This is a genomic window from Amycolatopsis pithecellobii, assembly GCF_009707865.1.
GTDB lineage: Bacteria > Actinomycetota > Actinomycetes > Mycobacteriales > Pseudonocardiaceae > Amycolatopsis_E > Amycolatopsis_E pithecellobii.
Genome location: NZ_WMBA01000012.1, coordinates 96,581 through 111,484 on the forward strand (window position 1 = coordinate 96,581; position 14,904 = coordinate 111,484).

Annotated in this window: 10 protein-coding genes; 5 read left to right on the top strand and 5 right to left on the bottom strand. The window is 69.0% G+C overall.

The genetic code is table 11. The annotated features are described in order from the left end of the window. Positions 1–10: 10 nt before the first annotated feature. Positions 11–829, bottom strand: coding sequence for a hypothetical protein (locus GKO32_RS10965; protein ID WP_154756705.1), 819 nt, complete (start codon positions 827–829; stop codon positions 11–13). Positions 830–1,018: 189 nt separating this feature from the next. Further along, positions 1,019–3,085: an MGH1-like glycoside hydrolase domain-containing protein gene (locus tag GKO32_RS10970; protein WP_154756706.1), complete on the bottom strand. Its 2,067-nt coding sequence runs from the start codon at positions 3,083–3,085 to the stop codon at positions 1,019–1,021. A 186-nt stretch (positions 3,086–3,271) separates the two neighbouring features. Here GKO32_RS10970 and GKO32_RS10975 point away from each other — a divergent pair, with 186 nt between their 5' ends. Then, the gene (locus tag GKO32_RS10975) at positions 3,272–6,718 is read left to right on the top strand and encodes a glycoside hydrolase family 3 C-terminal domain-containing protein (protein WP_154756707.1); all 3,447 of its coding nucleotides are present in this window, start codon (positions 3,272–3,274) and stop codon (positions 6,716–6,718) included. Between the two features lie 96 nt (positions 6,719–6,814). Then, positions 6,815–10,051, top strand: coding sequence for a TIM-barrel domain-containing protein (locus GKO32_RS10980; protein ID WP_312867794.1), 3,237 nt, complete (start codon positions 6,815–6,817; stop codon positions 10,049–10,051). Between the two features lie 39 nt (positions 10,052–10,090). Here the strand turns inward: GKO32_RS10980 and GKO32_RS10985 are convergent, their stop codons facing one another. Then, positions 10,091–11,395: an enoyl-CoA hydratase-related protein gene (locus GKO32_RS10985; RefSeq protein ID WP_154756708.1), complete on the bottom strand. Its 1,305-nt coding sequence runs from the start codon at positions 11,393–11,395 to the stop codon at positions 10,091–10,093. A gap of 61 nt (positions 11,396–11,456) precedes the next feature. Here GKO32_RS10985 and GKO32_RS10990 point away from each other — a divergent pair, with 61 nt between their 5' ends. Continuing rightward, positions 11,457–11,762 (top strand): ArsR/SmtB family transcription factor, encoded by a 306-nt coding sequence (locus GKO32_RS10990; RefSeq protein ID WP_208024368.1) that lies wholly within the window; start codon positions 11,457–11,459, stop codon positions 11,760–11,762. A gap of 188 nt (positions 11,763–11,950) precedes the next feature. Here GKO32_RS10990 and GKO32_RS10995 read toward each other — a convergent pair whose 3' ends face one another. Then, the gene (locus GKO32_RS10995) at positions 11,951–12,847 is read right to left on the bottom strand and encodes an aldo/keto reductase (RefSeq protein WP_154756709.1); all 897 of its coding nucleotides are present in this window, start codon (positions 12,845–12,847) and stop codon (positions 11,951–11,953) included. An 89-nt stretch (positions 12,848–12,936) separates the two neighbouring features. Here GKO32_RS10995 and GKO32_RS11000 point away from each other — a divergent pair, with 89 nt between their 5' ends. Then, positions 12,937–13,485, top strand: a complete 549-nt coding sequence (locus GKO32_RS11000; RefSeq protein ID WP_154756710.1) for a TetR/AcrR family transcriptional regulator — start codon at positions 12,937–12,939, stop codon at positions 13,483–13,485. Positions 13,486–13,488: 3 nt separating this feature from the next. Here the strand turns inward: GKO32_RS11000 and GKO32_RS11005 are convergent, their stop codons facing one another. Continuing rightward, entirely contained in the window at positions 13,489–14,367 is an 879-nt protein-coding gene (locus tag GKO32_RS11005) for an SMP-30/gluconolactonase/LRE family protein (protein ID WP_154756711.1), read from the bottom strand. A 204-nt stretch (positions 14,368–14,571) separates the two neighbouring features. Here GKO32_RS11005 and GKO32_RS11010 point away from each other — a divergent pair, with 204 nt between their 5' ends. Beyond that, positions 14,572–14,814, top strand: coding sequence for a hypothetical protein (locus GKO32_RS11010; RefSeq protein ID WP_154756712.1), 243 nt, complete (start codon positions 14,572–14,574; stop codon positions 14,812–14,814). The last annotated feature ends 90 nt before the right edge of the window (positions 14,815–14,904 follow it).

A 14,904-nucleotide genomic window follows, 5' to 3' on the forward strand; every position in this document is an offset into this window, starting at 1 on the left:
AGAGCGGGTGTCAGCTGGGGATCGCGATGGCCGGCAGCGGTTCGCGGGGGGTGTAGCGCAACGTGCTCAGCGTTTCGCCGCGGGCCCAGGAGTTGAACGCCTTCAAGTACAGGGTCAGGTGTTCGCGGGTTTCCCGGCGGCGCTTGACCTGGCCGGCTTCGGAGCGGGCCATCCGCAGCATGGTGTTGCGGAAGGTCAGCCGCGCGTCGTTGCGGCCCAGTCCGGCGCCGTCGACGATGCCGTCGAACCACTCGTCCACGCTGGTCCGCCCGGTGGTGTGGTCCACCAGATAGCTGGCCGCCGAGGCGGCGGACTTGATCATCCCGGTGCCGGCCGCGATACGCTCGCCGAGGCTGATGTAGTCACGGACCTTCGGGTGCTGCTCGAGTGTGTGCAGCACCTGCGGGTTGGTCACCGCGGCGGAACCACCGGCCCACGAGGTGTCCGGGCGGTTTTCGTACAGCCAGATGATGCGCAGCATCGCGGCCAGCGTGGTGGTGGACTTCTCACCTTCGATGGCGAGCACATCGGCCGCATTGCGGCGCTTCCCGGTGTCGAGCACGTCGAACGTGTCCGGCGGGACCTCGGTGAACACCGTCATTTCGATCGGCAGCTCGGCGGCCACGACCGCGGCCAGCCGGTGCTGCCCGTCGACCAGGACACCGTTCGTGTCGAACGCGATTCCCTGGTGTGTGATCTGCCATTCACCGCGCCGCATGGCTTCGGCGAAAGCCCGCACCACGGATTTCGACAGTGGCCGGTTCGCTGTGTTCGATTCCAGCATCGTCGCGGCCTTCTCGGGCGTGATCTTCTGCGTCCTGCTCCGCATCGTCAATCCGATCATTTGGACGGTCGTCGTGCCTACACGATATTCAGTCGCATCCTACGAGTTCAATCGCGTCCGCATACGCACCGTCGGTCTTGGCTCACTCCTTGGTGGTTGACCAAGATAGAGGAAAAGCCCGCGAAATGGATCAGGCCACCCCGTATACGGCGGGGTGGCCTGAGTCGTATCCGGTCAGTTCGCGGCCCGGTATTCCAGCCAGTCCAGGTTGATCGAGCCGCTGTCACCAGCCGCGTAGGACACCGTGATCACCGGGTTCAGACCGCTGACCGGGATATCGCCGAAGGTCACCGTGCCCCAATCATCCCAGCTACTGGACACCCTGGGGAAACTCACCTGCCGCACCGGCGTGCCGTCCACCGACACCGTCATCGTGCGGGCTTCGTTGTTGGCGTTGGCGTACCGCAAGGTGATCGAGCCGGTCCCGGCCGCCGCCGTGGTGCGGTGCACCGTGAATGCCGACGAAGCACCCTGGGCCCACAGGCCGTCGAGGAATGCGCGACCGGAGTAACCGGTGTGGTTCACGTTCGTCTTCACGCCACCGGTGTTGAGCGCGTCCTCCGCCTCGATATGCGCGGGGTCGGGGCAGCCCCGCAACGTGGCGGTGCCCGCCGTGTCCGGGCACAGGTCCCGCGCGTCGGGCACTTGATCGCCGTCCCGGTCACCGGCGGTGGCGCCGGTCAACGTGATGTCGATGGTGTGCTTGCCGCTCAACGACGCCGGGATTTCGCTCCGGAAAGCCCGGCGGCCGTCGATCGTGAACGAACCGATCCGGGTGCCCGCGCCGTGCAACGCGATGGTGAGATCGGCGTTGCGGTAATGCAGATCACGCAAGGTCACGTCACCCCAGCCGGCGGGCAGGTCCGGCGTGAACGACAGACCGGAATCGGTGAAGTCCAATCCGAACAGTCCGGTGTGGATCATGTCGAGGAACGCGGTGGCCGACCAGGTCTGGTCCGGTTGCGAGCCCCAGTGGAACTTCACCGTGTCACCCAGCCGCTGCCAGCCACCGTCGACGACACCGGTGTTCCCGTTGTAGATCTCCCAGAATCCGCTGTTGCCATCGGCGAGCTCGGCCAGCCGTGCCGTCTCGGCGGCGAACCCGTTCTGTTCACCCTGCTGCGCCAGCGCCTTGGCCCAGAAGCCCTGCACGACCGGCCAGACGATCGCGTTGTGCCTGCCGGGCTGGGCGTCGGAATAACGCGCCCAGTTCGGGTAGGTGTCGGGCATACCCCACGTCATCTCGGTGGCATGGGCCAGTATCGAGCGGGCCTGCGCCGGGTTCGCGATACCGAAGATCAGCGCGAACGCCAGCCCGGTGCCTTCCTGATAGGCGCCGGTGGTCCCGTCGGCCAGCACCAGGTAGTTGTACAGCCCGGTCTGCTGGTTCCAGAAATGCTTGTTGATCGCGGACTTGAGCGCGTTGGCCTTCGCCCGGTACGAAGCCGCCTCCTGGCCCGGCCTGCCCAGTTTCTCCGCCATGTTCGCCAGGTTGACGTAGGCGGCGTAGTAGACCTCGTTGGTGCTCAAGAACATTCCGGTCGACACGCCGGGCCACGGCATGCTGCCGGTGCTGACCGATTCGGTGGCGTCGGCGGGTGGTGCCGGATATCCGGCGATGCCGTCGTTGAAGAACGAGGCACCGGTGAACAGCCCGTAGGCGGGGTTGAACCCGGCCGTGCTCGCGTGCTCCCGGATCGTGACCGTGTCGGCCGCGGTGCGATACGCGTTCTCCAGGAAGCTCCGGTCACCGGTGACGAGGTACTGGTTCCACGCCGCCGTCACCCAGATGACCTGGTCCCACTGCTGATCGTCCTGCTGGACCTGGAGATTGCCGCCTGCGTCCTTCTCCACGACCGACCACAGCGTGTTCTTCGCCAGTGCGGGGGACAGCAGGCTGGTGGCGTTCCAGCTGTTCACCGAAGCGTCACGGGTCCACGGCTGTGGGTAACCGCCGCCGGCCCTGACGATGCCGATGTCCGGGTCCAGCAGGCCGCTCTTGTTGTAGTGCGCGGGATCGGCCGTGATCGTGTTGGTCTGGAGCACGTTCTTCAGTGCCGCCTGGTACGCGGTGCCGAACAGGGCCTGGCTGTTGGGGTTCGCGAACTCGATCGAAGGCGTCGACGCCGCGACCGCCGCGGTTCCGGCCGCGGGGGCGGCCCCGTATCCGGTGACGGCGCACAGCGCAGCCGCGGCAAGTATCGCGACACCGGCACGCCTGCCGACTGGTCTGTACCTCATTGTGCACACCTTTCCATGCGCGGTTGCCCGAATGGGCAACGCGCCGAAATCGCCGGGGTCATTTCACCACGGAACCCGCGTTTTTGGCGCTGTTGAGGGAAAAACCTGTCCTGTTCTGTCACTTGCCGTTGTCCGGCAGCACGGTTAGCGTGCGAACGCAGGATTATCGGTTAAGGAGCGACAAAGTTGTTGCGACCACTTCTCAAAGCCTCGCTTTCCGCGGCGGTGGTGGTCTCGACCGCCGTCGCCGCCACCGTGCTGCCCGCCTCCCCGGTCGTGGCCGCCGCCTCCTGCCCGTGGGTCACCTCGACCGCGCCGATCGACCAGCGCGTCGATCAGTTGCTCGCGCAGATGACCCTCGACGAGAAGCTGCAGGAGCTGCACGGCGACAACAGCCACAGCTACTCCGGCACCGTCCCGGCCCAGCCGCGGCTGTGCATCCCGGCACTGACGCTCAACGACGGTCCCGGCGGCGTCGGGCTCGGCATGAGCGGCATCACCCAGCTGCCGTCACCGGTGTCCCTCGCTTCCACCTTCGACAAGCCGCTCGGCAAGCAGTACGGCCAGGTCATCGGAAGTGAGGAATGGGCGAAGGGCGCCGCGGTGGCGCTCGGTCCGACGGTGAACATCGTGCGGGATCCGCGCTGGGGCCGTGCGTTCGAAAGTTACGGCGAGGACCCGTATCTGGCCGGGCAGATCGGCGTGGCCGACGTGCAGGGCATCCAGAGCACCGGTGAGCTGGCGCAGGTCAAGCACTGGGCGCTCTACAACCAGGAGACCAACCGCGGCAACTCCACCGACGACGTGATCATCGATTCGCGGACCGAGCAGGAGATCTACCTGTCGCAGTTCAAGGCGATCGTGGAGCAGGCCCAGCCCGCATCGCTCATGTGCTCGTACGCCTTCATCAACGGCCAGGCCGCCTGCCAGGACCCGTACATCATGAACCAGGTGCTGCGCGAGCAGTGGCACTATCCGGGGTTCGTCACGACCGACTGGGGTGGCGCGAAATCCACCCTCGGCTCGGTCGAGGCCGGGCTGAACATGGAGATGCCCGACGATGCCCGCTACGGCGCCGCGCTCAAGCAGGCCGTCGAATCCGGACAGGTGCCGCTCGGCACGATCGATTCCCTGCTGCGGCCGACGCTGACCCAGATGTTCCGGTTCAACCTGTTCACGAAGACGCCGGCCGGCACCCCGGACGCGGTCGTCACCACACCGGCGAACCAGGCGGTCGGCTCGCAGGTGGCCAAGGACGGCACCGTGCTGCTGAAGAACGCCGACGGCATCCTGCCGTTGTCGCCGGACAAGAAATCCTCGATCGCGGTCATCGGGGACGCCGCCGGTGCCAACGCGATGACCAGTGGCGGCGGCTCGGCCGCGGTGCGCGCCGACCAGATCGTGACGCCGTACCAAGGGATTTCCGCCCGCGCGGGCAAGGACGTCACGGTCAACTACGCGCAGGGCAACAGCAGCCTCGGCGGGCTGCCGCTGGTGCCGAAAACGGTGCTCACGCCGAGCAGCGGCACCGGTAACGGGCTCACCGGCACCTACTACAACGGCATGACCCTCTCCGGCGCGCCGCTCGCCACCCGCGACACCGACCAGATCGCCTTCGACTGGAAGGGCGGTGCCCCGGTACCGGGTGTGCCGCGCACCCAGTGGTCCGCCAAGTACACCGGCACCCTGAACCCGCCCACGTCGGGGACCTACACGTTCTCCATCACCAGCGACGACGGCAGCCGGTTGTTCGTCGACGGCAAGCAGGTCATCGACAACTGGCACGACCAGGGCGGTGTCACGCAGACCGGGCAGGTCACCCTCACCGCGGGGAAGCCGGTGTCCGTCGAAGTCGACTACTACCAGGACGGCGGCGGGTCGCTCGTGCAGTTCGGCTGGCAGCCACCGGGCGGGACGGCCAGCCCCGAACAGCAGGCCGTCGATCTCGCCAGGTCCTCGGACGTGGCGGTCGTTTTCGCCGCGAAGAACGAAGCGGAAGGCAGCGACCTGAGCGACCTCGAGCTGCCGGCCGATGAGACCTCGCTGATCGAGCACGTCGCCGCGGCCAACCCGAACACGATCGTCGTGCTCAACACCGGCTCGGCCGTGACCATGCCGTGGCTGGACAAGGTGAAGGGCGTGTTCGAGGCGTGGTATCCGGGCCAAGATTACGGAAACGCCATCGCCGCGCTGTTGTTCGGTGACGTCAACCCGTCGGGCAAGCTACCGGTCACGTTCCCGAAGAGCCTGGCCGATGTGCCGGCCTCGACCCCGCAGCAATTCCCGGGTGTCGACGGCAAGGTGAACTACTCCGAAGGCCTCAAGGTCGGCTATCGCTGGTACGACGCGCAGCGCATCGCGCCGCTGTTCCCCTTCGGCTCCGGCCTGTCCTACACCTCGTTCCGCTTCGGCAATCTGCGGGTCGACCCGCCGCAGACCACGTCGCTGGGCACGGTGCACGCGAGCGTCGACGTCACCAACACCGGCAGCCGCGCCGGCGCCGACGTCGCCCAGCTCTACGTCGGGAACCCGGCCGAGAGCGGAGAGCCGCCGCATCAGCTCAAAGGGTTCGAGAAGGTGTTCCTCCAGCCGGGCGAAACGAAGCGGGTCACCTTCACCGTTTCGCCGGACTCGCTGGCCACGTTCGACTCCACCACGCAGGCCTGGCAGGTCGCGAGCGGCACCTACCAGCTGTTCGCCGGCGACTCGTCGGCCAACCTGCCACTGCAGGGCGGCCTCCGGGTGACGCGCAGCTTCGGCCCGCAAGGCGTCACCGTGCAGGCACCGGACATCGTGACACCGGGCAAGCCGAGCCAGGTCACCGCCACCTTCGTCAACAGGGCGGACGTCGCGGTCACGGGGGCGACGGTCAGCCCGGCCGTGCCGCCGGGCTGGACGATCACCCCGGCGACGGCCACGGCCCGGCGGGTCGGCGCACACAGCAGTCAGAGCTTCGCCTTCACGCTCACCCCGCCGGCCACCGCGGCGCCGGGCCACGCGAAGGTCACCGTGAACGGGGTCTTCACCGGGCCCGGGGTGGGCCGGTCCACGGTCAACCCGGCGAGCCAGAACGTGTCCGTGCCGTACGCCGGTTTCGCCGCGGCCCGCAACAACGTCGGGATCAGCGACAACGCCGACCCGGGCGCGGCGGATTTCGACGGCTCCGGCTACAGCTATTCGGCGCAGGAACTGGCGAAGCTCGGCATCACGCCAGGTGGCACCGTGACGGCGGACGGCGCGACGTTCACCTGGCCGGACGTTCCGGCGGGCCGGCCGGACAACGTCGCCACCGCAGGACAGCTGGTCACCATGACCGGCAGCGGGACGTCGCTGCATCTGCTCGGCGCCGGCGCACCGGGCAACCAGAGCGGTGACCTCACCATCCGCTACACCGACGGGACCACGTCGACGGCCACCGTCTCGTTCGCCGACTGGTGGAGCAACACCCCGCTGCCGGCCGACACGCTGGTGGCCACCGCACAGAACTGGAACCAGCCCCCGGACGGCACCGGGCCGCACAAGGTGAGCCTGTACGCCACCAAGGTTCCGCTGACTCCTGGCAAGACGATCGCGTACCTGCTGCTGCCGCAACTGCCGGGTCTGCACGTGTTCGCGACCGCGACCACCGGCTGACAACCGGACAAAAGACCGGACAAGCTCGGCGCGAGCTGTTCATTTCTTGATCGGTGCCGAAGTAGCGTCACCGAGGATTCAGGCGAGGAGGCAAAGGTGGCGACTCGGGCGAGACGGTTGCGGCGGCGCGGTCTGGTGGCGCTGCTCGCGGTAGCGGGCATGGTGGCCGCCCTGCTGACCGCGGTGGCGTCGGTGGACGCGGCGGCGGTGCCGCGTCCTCAGGTGGTGACCGCCGGGCAAGCCCGGTTCGAGGTGCTGTCACCGACGCTGATCCGGACCGAATATGCGGGTGACTCGGCGTTCGTCGACGCCGGCACGCACAACGTGGTCGGTCGTGACAGCTTCGGCCGGACCCCTTACACCACAACGACTCGCGACGGCTGGCTGACGGTCCAGACCAGTGCCGTCCAGCTGCGCTACAAGCTCGGATCGGGCCCCTTCGGCGACAGCAACCTGACCGTTCAGCTGCGCACCGGCGGGCAGACCGTCAACGCCTCGCCGTGGGCCGGGCGAGGGATACCGGTGTGCGCGTTCGGCGTGTTGTGCGAAGCCGAGGACCTGGGGCTGACCGGCCCGGGTGTGGCGAGCGATCACCGCGGCTACACCGGCGGTGGGTTCGCCGCCGGCTTCATCAACACCGGCGACGCGCTGACGTTCCGCACCGAAGCCCCGGCAGCCGGTGCCTACCAGCTGGATCTGCGCTATGCCAACGGGTTCGGCGGCGACGGGCAGCACACCACCCGCTCGCTGACCGTGCGGGTGGACGGCGGCGACGCGCACACCATCTCGTTGCCGCCCACGACCGACTGGGACAACTGGGCAGTGGCAACGGTGCCGGTCACTTTGGGCGCCGGGCAGCACGAGGTGCGGGTCGAGCATGCGGTCACCGACTCCGGCAACGTCAACATCGACAGCCTCGCCGTGGTGCAGCAGGGTGCCGCCTTCCCACAGCCCATCCCGCCCGCGCCGGTGCCCTGCGCGTACGGCGCGATCTGCGAGGCCGAGCTGGGTGCGCAGGCCGGCGGCGCACGGACCGCCGACAACCACGACGGCTACTCCGGCAAGGGTTTCCTCGCCGGCCTGGAGCAGGCGGGCGCATCGGACGCGCTGACCGTCACCGGTGTCCCCGCAGCCGGTAAGTACGACCTGCAGGTGCGCTACGCCAACGCGGCCGCCGACCCGGCACCGATCCAGCCGCGCACCGTCACGGTCGAGGTGGGCAATGCCGCACCGGCCACCGTGACCCTCGCCCCGACGAGCAGCTGGAACTCGTGGCGCACCATCGCCGTGCCGGTCCAGCTGGCCGCGGGCACCAACACCGTGACCCTCGGCTGCCCCGACGCGGCGAGCTGCCACCTCAACGTCGACACGTTCGCGGTCACCGCACCGGGGTCGCCGCTGCTCGCCCCGCACGCGGCGCTCGGTGGCTACCGGCGCGGGCTCGACGGCGTCAACGGCACCGCCGTCACCGTCCCGGGCATCCTGTACCAGGACGGCTGGTCGCTGCTGGACGACACGGCATCGGCGCTGTACGACCCGCGCACCAAGGCGGTGACCCAGCGGCCCGCGCACGGTGGCAAGCCATACCAGGACGGCTACGTGTTCGCCTACGGGCAGAACTACAACCAGGCGTTGCAGGAGCTGTCCACGTTGACCGGACCGCCGATGCTGCTACCGCGCTGGGCCTACGGCGTCTGGTACTCCGAGTACTACGACCGCACCGCGGCGGACTTCCAGCAGAACATCGTGCCCCGCTTCCGGTCCGAGCAGGTGCCGCTGGACGCGCTGGTCGTCGACACCGACTTCAAGTCGCCGAACCAGTGGAACGGCTGGGAAATCGACAAGAACAAGTTCCCCGACCCGGCCGCGTTCTTCTCCTGGGCGCACGATCAGGGTCTGCACACGACACTGAACATCCACCCGAGCATCGTGGGTTCCGACCCGCAGTTCGCGGCGGCGCAGGCCACCGCGAAGGGCAAGCTCAAGGCCGGCGGGTGCGGCACCGACTGCTACGTGTTCGACTTCGGTGACCCGGACCAGTTGCAGGCCTACCTCCAGCTGCACCGCACGATGGCGCCGCAGGGGGTGGACTTCTGGTGGCTGGACTGGTGCTGCGACGGTTCGTATTCGAGCCTGTCCGGAGTCACCCCGGACGCCTGGATCAACCAGCAGTACGCCGCCGAGTCGGCCAACGCCATCGACCGCGGGTTCGCGTTCTCCCGTGCGTACGGTTCGCTGCAGGCCGGTGGTTACAGCTCACCGAACGCCGTGCCGACCGGGCCGTGGGCGGACAAGCGCACGACGTTGCACTTCACCGGTGACGCCATTTCCAACTGGCCGACGCTGGCCTACGAGGTCGGCTACACCCCTGGCGAGTCGGTCGCGACCGGCATGGCGTCGGTGAGCCACGACATCGGCGGCCACACGATGGGGCTGCAGGAACCGGGGACCGAACCGGGCAGCACCAAGCTGCCGGACGATCTGTACGCGCGCTGGGTGCAGCTCGGCACGTTCCAGCCGATCGACCGGCTGCACTCCAACCACAGTGACCGGCTGCCCTGGCAGTACGGTCCGGCCGCGGAGGCTTCGGCGAAGAAGTTCCTGAACCTGCGCGAAGATCTGGTGCCCTACACCTATTCGCTCGCCCAGCAGGCGAGCACCACGGGCCTGCCCATCACGCAGCCGCTGTACCTGCAGTACCCGGGTGAGCAGGAGGCCTACGCGCAGTCGGGTTCGGAGTACCTGTACGGCCCCGACGTCCTGGTGGCGCCGGCGACCAGCCCGGGTACCACCGCGACCACGTCGGTGTGGTTCCCGCCGGGCAGCGACTGGACGGACTACTTCACCGGCCAGACCTACCACGGCGGCAGCACGGCGCAGATCACCACGGGCTGGGACACCATGCCGGTGTTCCTGCGCGCGGGTGCCGTCCTGCCGACCCGGAGCGAGAACGTCAGCGGGGACGTGAAGAACCCGCTGACCGACGTGACGGTCACCGTCGCGGGCGGCCACAACGGCTCGTTCACCCTGTACGAGGACGACGGCCAGTCGGCCCAGCCGAGGAGCACGAGCACCCGGATCAGCTACACCGAGGACGCGCGCTCCGCGACGGTGTCGATCGATTCGCCGCGGGGCACGTATCCGGGGATGCCCGCGCAGCGCACCTGGACCGTCCGGGTCGCGGGCAAATCGGCACCGGCGGGCGTGCTCGTCAACGGCCGTCGCGGGGCGGACGGCACCTGGACCTGGGACCCGGCAACGAAAACCGTCACGGTGAAGGCCCCGGCGCAACCCACCGGGCGCCCGCTCACCGTGCGGTTGCTGGATCGGTAACGGGGCAGACGTGAGCCGCCGCGGCGATCCCGCGGCGGCTCACGTGTCCAGGTATCGCAGGACACCACCGGTCCAGACGGGGAAACCGGCGGCGAGCGTGGAGGCGATGTTCGCATCGGCAGCCGTGATGACGAGCCCGTCCGCGAGCGCCTGCCGCGCGGCTTTGGCGATGGATTCGACATCGCCCGAGGCGTCGAGAAGCGCCTGGGTGAAGGGTCCGGCGCCGCCTCGGCTGACGATCGGGATACCGCCGTCCGCGACGGCATTGTCGTAAGCCGCGGCGATCGCCGCTTCGTCGGCGTCGGCGTCGGCGTGGATCTCGATGACGGGTGCGTTTTCGGCGAAGAACGCGTCGGCCATGCGCAGTTCGCCGCGCCGGGGGAACGCCGTGGACGTCGTGCCGGCGGTCGAATCCGACGCTGCTCCCTCGGGACGCGAAGCGCCGGCGGTGACGGCCTTGATGTCGAAGTAGTTGTGGCGCATGTCCGCCGTCACCGGCGCGGACAGCAGCTCGAGAAATGCTTGTGTCTCAAGGGGAAACGCCTCGTCCACCGGCATCTCGGCGGTGCGCGCCGACACGTCCAGCACGGCCGGGTAGGTGAGTAGCGGGGTGCCTTCGGTGAGCCGCCGGACCTGCTCGCGCACATCCGCGATGTCCGACCCGGGGATGCGGTATCCGGGCTGTTCCCAGCGCTGCCCGAACGGTTCGCGCTGGGCCAGTACCCAGTCGCGGGCGGCGGTCACGACCGCGTCCCTGGTCGGCGCCACGTCGTCGATGAGCCCGGCCCGCAGCGCCGCCGTGGGCCGGTAGGCGGTGCCCGGACCGACGATGTCGAGCACCGTGGCGGCGACGCCGGCCATGCGCGTCACCCGGACCACACCGCCGCCACCGGGCATGATGCCCATCTGCGTTTCGGCCAGCGCCCATACCACGTCCGGCTGCTCGAGGCCGACACGGTAGTGGCAGGCCAGTGCCAGTTCGAAGCCACCGCCCAGTGCCGATCCGACCAGCGCCGCGGCGACCGGGCGGCCGATCGTCTCCAGCCGCCGCAACTGGTCGCGGAAGCGCTCCAGCACGTCGTAGGTGCCGGCGGCCTCTTCGGCGGGGATCTCGGCGTGCACGACATCCGGACCGGAGAAGAACGAGCGCTTCGCCGACGTCAGGACCACGCCGCGCAGCTCGCCGGGCCGAGCTTCGAGCTCGTCGAGGCAGGCATCCAAGCCGGCGAGATGCCGCGCGTTGGCCATGTTCGAAGTACGCCCGGGATCGTCCAGCGTGATCGTGACGATCCCGTCGCTGTCCCACGACCACCGCACCGCACCGGACTGTTTGATGTTCGTCATACCGTCAAGCTAGATGATAGTTTGAGAACGGTCAAACAGTCCGCGAGAAGCAAGGAGTGGCGTGGTTTCCGCCGAACACCCGGACCTGTCGGAGGTCGAGCTGGTCGACATCCTCCGCGCGATCGCCGACCCCATCCGGTTGCGCATCGTCCAGGTTCTCGCTGACGGCGCGGCGCACTTTAAGAGCGAGGACGAGTGGGGCTGCACCGTGCACAAGTCGACGATGAGCCACCACTTCAAAACCCTCGAACAGGCCGGGCTCACGCGGACCATCACCATCGGCCGGCAGCACACCATCCAGCTGCGCCGTGAGGAGCTCGACGCCCGGTTCCCCGGCCTGATCGACGCACTGGCGCCGCGACACTAGGGGTGTTCAGGAGCGGCTCGCGCCGCGGTGCGGTGCGCGAGTTGCGCGTTCCTGGTGCGCGAGTTGCGCGTTCCCGCTACGCGAGTTGCGCGTTCCCGCCACTCGCAACGCTCAACTCGCGTGCTCGCAACGTTCAACTCGCGCGCACGCAAGGCTCAACTCGCGTGCTCGCAACGCTCAACTCGCGCCTAGCCGTGGAAGTAGGACACCGACTCGGCGCCGATACCGTCGAGTTCGGCGATGGTGTCCGCGTCCAGTTCGAGGTCGCCGGCGGCGATGTTCTCGGCCAGGTGGTCCGGGTTGGCGGTGCCCGCGATGAGCAGCGTGCGCTCGTAGCGGGCGAGTAGCCAGGCGAGGGCGATCTGCGTGGGAGTCACCCCGATGGCGTCGGCCGCGGCACGCACCGCGGGCTGGTCGGCGACGTTGGGCGCGCCTGGAAACGCGGAACCGAGCGGGAAGTACGGCACCCACGCCACATCGTGTTTCCGGCACAGTTCGAGCACCGGCTCGGCGCCGCGATCCAGGACGCTGTAGGCGTTCTGCACGCAGGCGATACCGGCCGGCAGCGCGTGCTCCAGCTGCGCCGCGTTGACCGCGCTCAGCCCGATCGCCCCGATCTTGCCCTCGTCCCGCAGCGCGATGAGCTCCGCCAGCTGGCTGTCGATATCGACGAGCTGGTCGCCCTCGGCAACGACGCCCGGCGGGTTGTCGGCCCGGCGCAGGTTGACCACCGCCAGCTGCTCGGCACCCAGAGTGGCGAGGTTGGCCTCCACGCTCGCGCGCAGCTCTTCCGGCCGCTGGGCGAGGGCGGGCGCGCCGTTCTCGCCGTGCTTCGCGCCGACCTTGCTCACCAGCAGCAGATCGTCCGGATAAGGGTGCAGTGCCGCGCGGATCCGGGCGTTCGCGGTGCCGTCGCCGTAGAACTGAGCGGTGTCGATGTGGTTGATGCCCCGCTCGACCGCGAGGCGCAGGATTCGCACCGCGACCTGTTCGTCGACGGCCTGGCGCCCCGGTGCTTCGGCGAGCTGCATCGCGCCGAAGCCGATGCGGGCGACCGAACGTCCGGCCAGTGTCGTTGTGCTCATTTCGATCCCCTTGGCTGGGCTGGCATAGTGGTCGTACCGGAGGAGCCTCCGGTACGACTCAGTCTAGCAGAATCGGAGGGCCCTCCGTTTTGGTCCGTGCGGATGCGAAACGCAACCGGCAACGCCTCATCGAGGTCGCACGCCGGGCGTTCGGTGCGAGCGAGGGCAAGGTGTCCCTGGAGGCGATCGCGCGGGAAGCCGGAGTGGGCATCGGCACGCTCTACCGGCATTTCCCGACCCGGGAGGCACTCGTCGAAGCCCTGTACGGCGCGGAGCGGGCCCAGCTGTGCGACAGCGCGGACGAGTTGCTGGCCGCGGCGCCGCCGGACCGCGCACTGCGGGCTTGGATGGACCGGTTCGGCGAGTACTTCGCGAGCAAGCGTGAGATGGCCGGTGTCCTGCGGGCGATGGCCGCTTCCGGAGCGGTCGACCCGGACGGCGTACGTGCCGAGCTGGCCGCCGCCGCGGCACGGCTGCTCGACGCCGGGGCTGCCGCCGGCACCCTCCGCGACGACGTCCGCGCCGAGGATGTGGTGGCCGCTCTCGTCGGGACTTTCCTCGTGTGCGACGAGCCGGGCCGGCGGGAGCAGGCGGGTCGCCTGCTCGATCTGCTGATGGACAGCCTGCGCCCCCGCTGACGGTCAGGCGCCGGGAACCGGCACCCGGATCGCCAGCAGTCTCGCCTCGCGCGCGGCCGAACGCGCGTGTTCGTCGAAGTCCGGTGCGGCACAGGCGAACAGCGTCTTCCCATCGGACCCACCGAGCGCGCAAGCGAAAACGGGCGTGCCGGGCCGCACCTCGTCGGTGATCTTGCCGCCCTCGGTGACCCGCACCAGCCGGGCGTGGGCACCGTCCGCGATCCACAGCGCGCCTTCCGCATCGAGGCAGCAGCCGTCGGGCGCGATTTCCAGCTGTGGCAAGGCTTTTCCGACAGCCCGCTCGGTGGGCACCGGGCCGAACTCCGCCCAGATCCGGCGGTTGACGAGCGCGCCGTCACCCGTCACGTCGAAGGCCGTGACCCGGTTGCCGAAGGTCTCGCCGACGAGCAGCGCGCCGTCGTTCGTGAGGACGCTCCCGTTGGGGAACCACAGGTCGGTGGCGACTTCGGTGACAGTGCCGTCGGGATCGACGCGATGTAGCGCGGCCGTTTCCAGTGGAGCCGCGCCCATCAGGTCGAAGCCGAAGTTCCCGACATAGGCCCGGCCTCGTCCGTCGACGACCATGTCGTTGAGATGCCCTGTCGCGTGCCCGTTCAGCTCCGCGTGGGTGACCAGTTCGCCGTCAGGTTCGCGTCGCAGGATCCGGCGGTCACGCATGGACACGATGAGCAGCCGGCCGTCGGGTAGCCAGCCCAGCCCGGAAGGCTGCTGCGGGACGGTCGCTTCGACGCGGAGGTCCGAACCATCCTCGCGGGCGGAAAATACCTGGTACTGATAGAAATCCGCGAACCAGATGCGGCTTTGGCGCCAGCGGGGCGCTTCCAGGAACGAGAAGCCTTCGAGCACCGTGGTCGCGGTCATGGCCGCCATGGTCATATCCGGTCCCGGCGCTGTCAAGGAATCCGGACGCGGCGGCCGGGAAGCGCAGTGCGGTCACCCGCGATGAGGGATGCCGCTGCGGGCCGGGAGCCGCCATGCTGACCAGGCGCCGGCCCCAGGCGCACCGGTGGCCGTGCCGGCCTGAAGCGGCCACCGGTTTCCCGCCCATGGGTCGTGGGGACGGACATGTCGCGGACGGACGAGGAAATCCTGCTGCTGGGCCGGTTGCGGCCGGGTGCGGCCCGGGAGGCGCACAGAACCGTCCACCTGTTCGTGCTGCCGCCCCAGGGCGCTTCGTGCGTCACGACGCTGTGCGGGCTGTGCCTGCGCTGCGCCGACCTCCAGTTGCTCGCCGAACCGGCGGGAATGCCCTGCGAAGGGTGTCTCGTTGGGGCCCCGGGACCACCGCCGCCGCACCGTGACGATTGACGGACGTGTGTCACCGGGTCGGGTGAAGTCACCCGGCTCTCTGTGCTGAGTGGTACCGGCTGTTCTCCTGCGCTCTTAACGTCTCGGAGA

Excerpts from the sequence above, each read along its gene's own strand:
- GKO32_RS10965 (WP_154756705.1), bottom strand. The coding sequence starts at position 829 with ATGCGGAGCAGGACGCAGAAGATCACGCCCGAGAAGGCCGCGACGATG.
- GKO32_RS10970 (WP_154756706.1), bottom strand. The coding sequence starts at position 3,085 with ATGAGGTACAGACCAGTCGGCAGGCGTGCCGGTGTCGCGATACTTGCC.
- GKO32_RS10985 (WP_154756708.1), bottom strand. The coding sequence starts at position 11,395 with ATGACGAACATCAAACAGTCCGGTGCGGTGCGGTGGTCGTGGGACAGC.
- GKO32_RS10995 (WP_154756709.1), bottom strand. The coding sequence starts at position 12,847 with ATGAGCACAACGACACTGGCCGGACGTTCGGTCGCCCGCATCGGCTTC.
- GKO32_RS11005 (WP_154756711.1), bottom strand. The coding sequence starts at position 14,367 with ATGACCGCGACCACGGTGCTCGAAGGCTTCTCGTTCCTGGAAGCGCCC.
- GKO32_RS11010 (WP_154756712.1), top strand. The coding sequence starts at position 14,572 with ATGTCGCGGACGGACGAGGAAATCCTGCTGCTGGGCCGGTTGCGGCCG.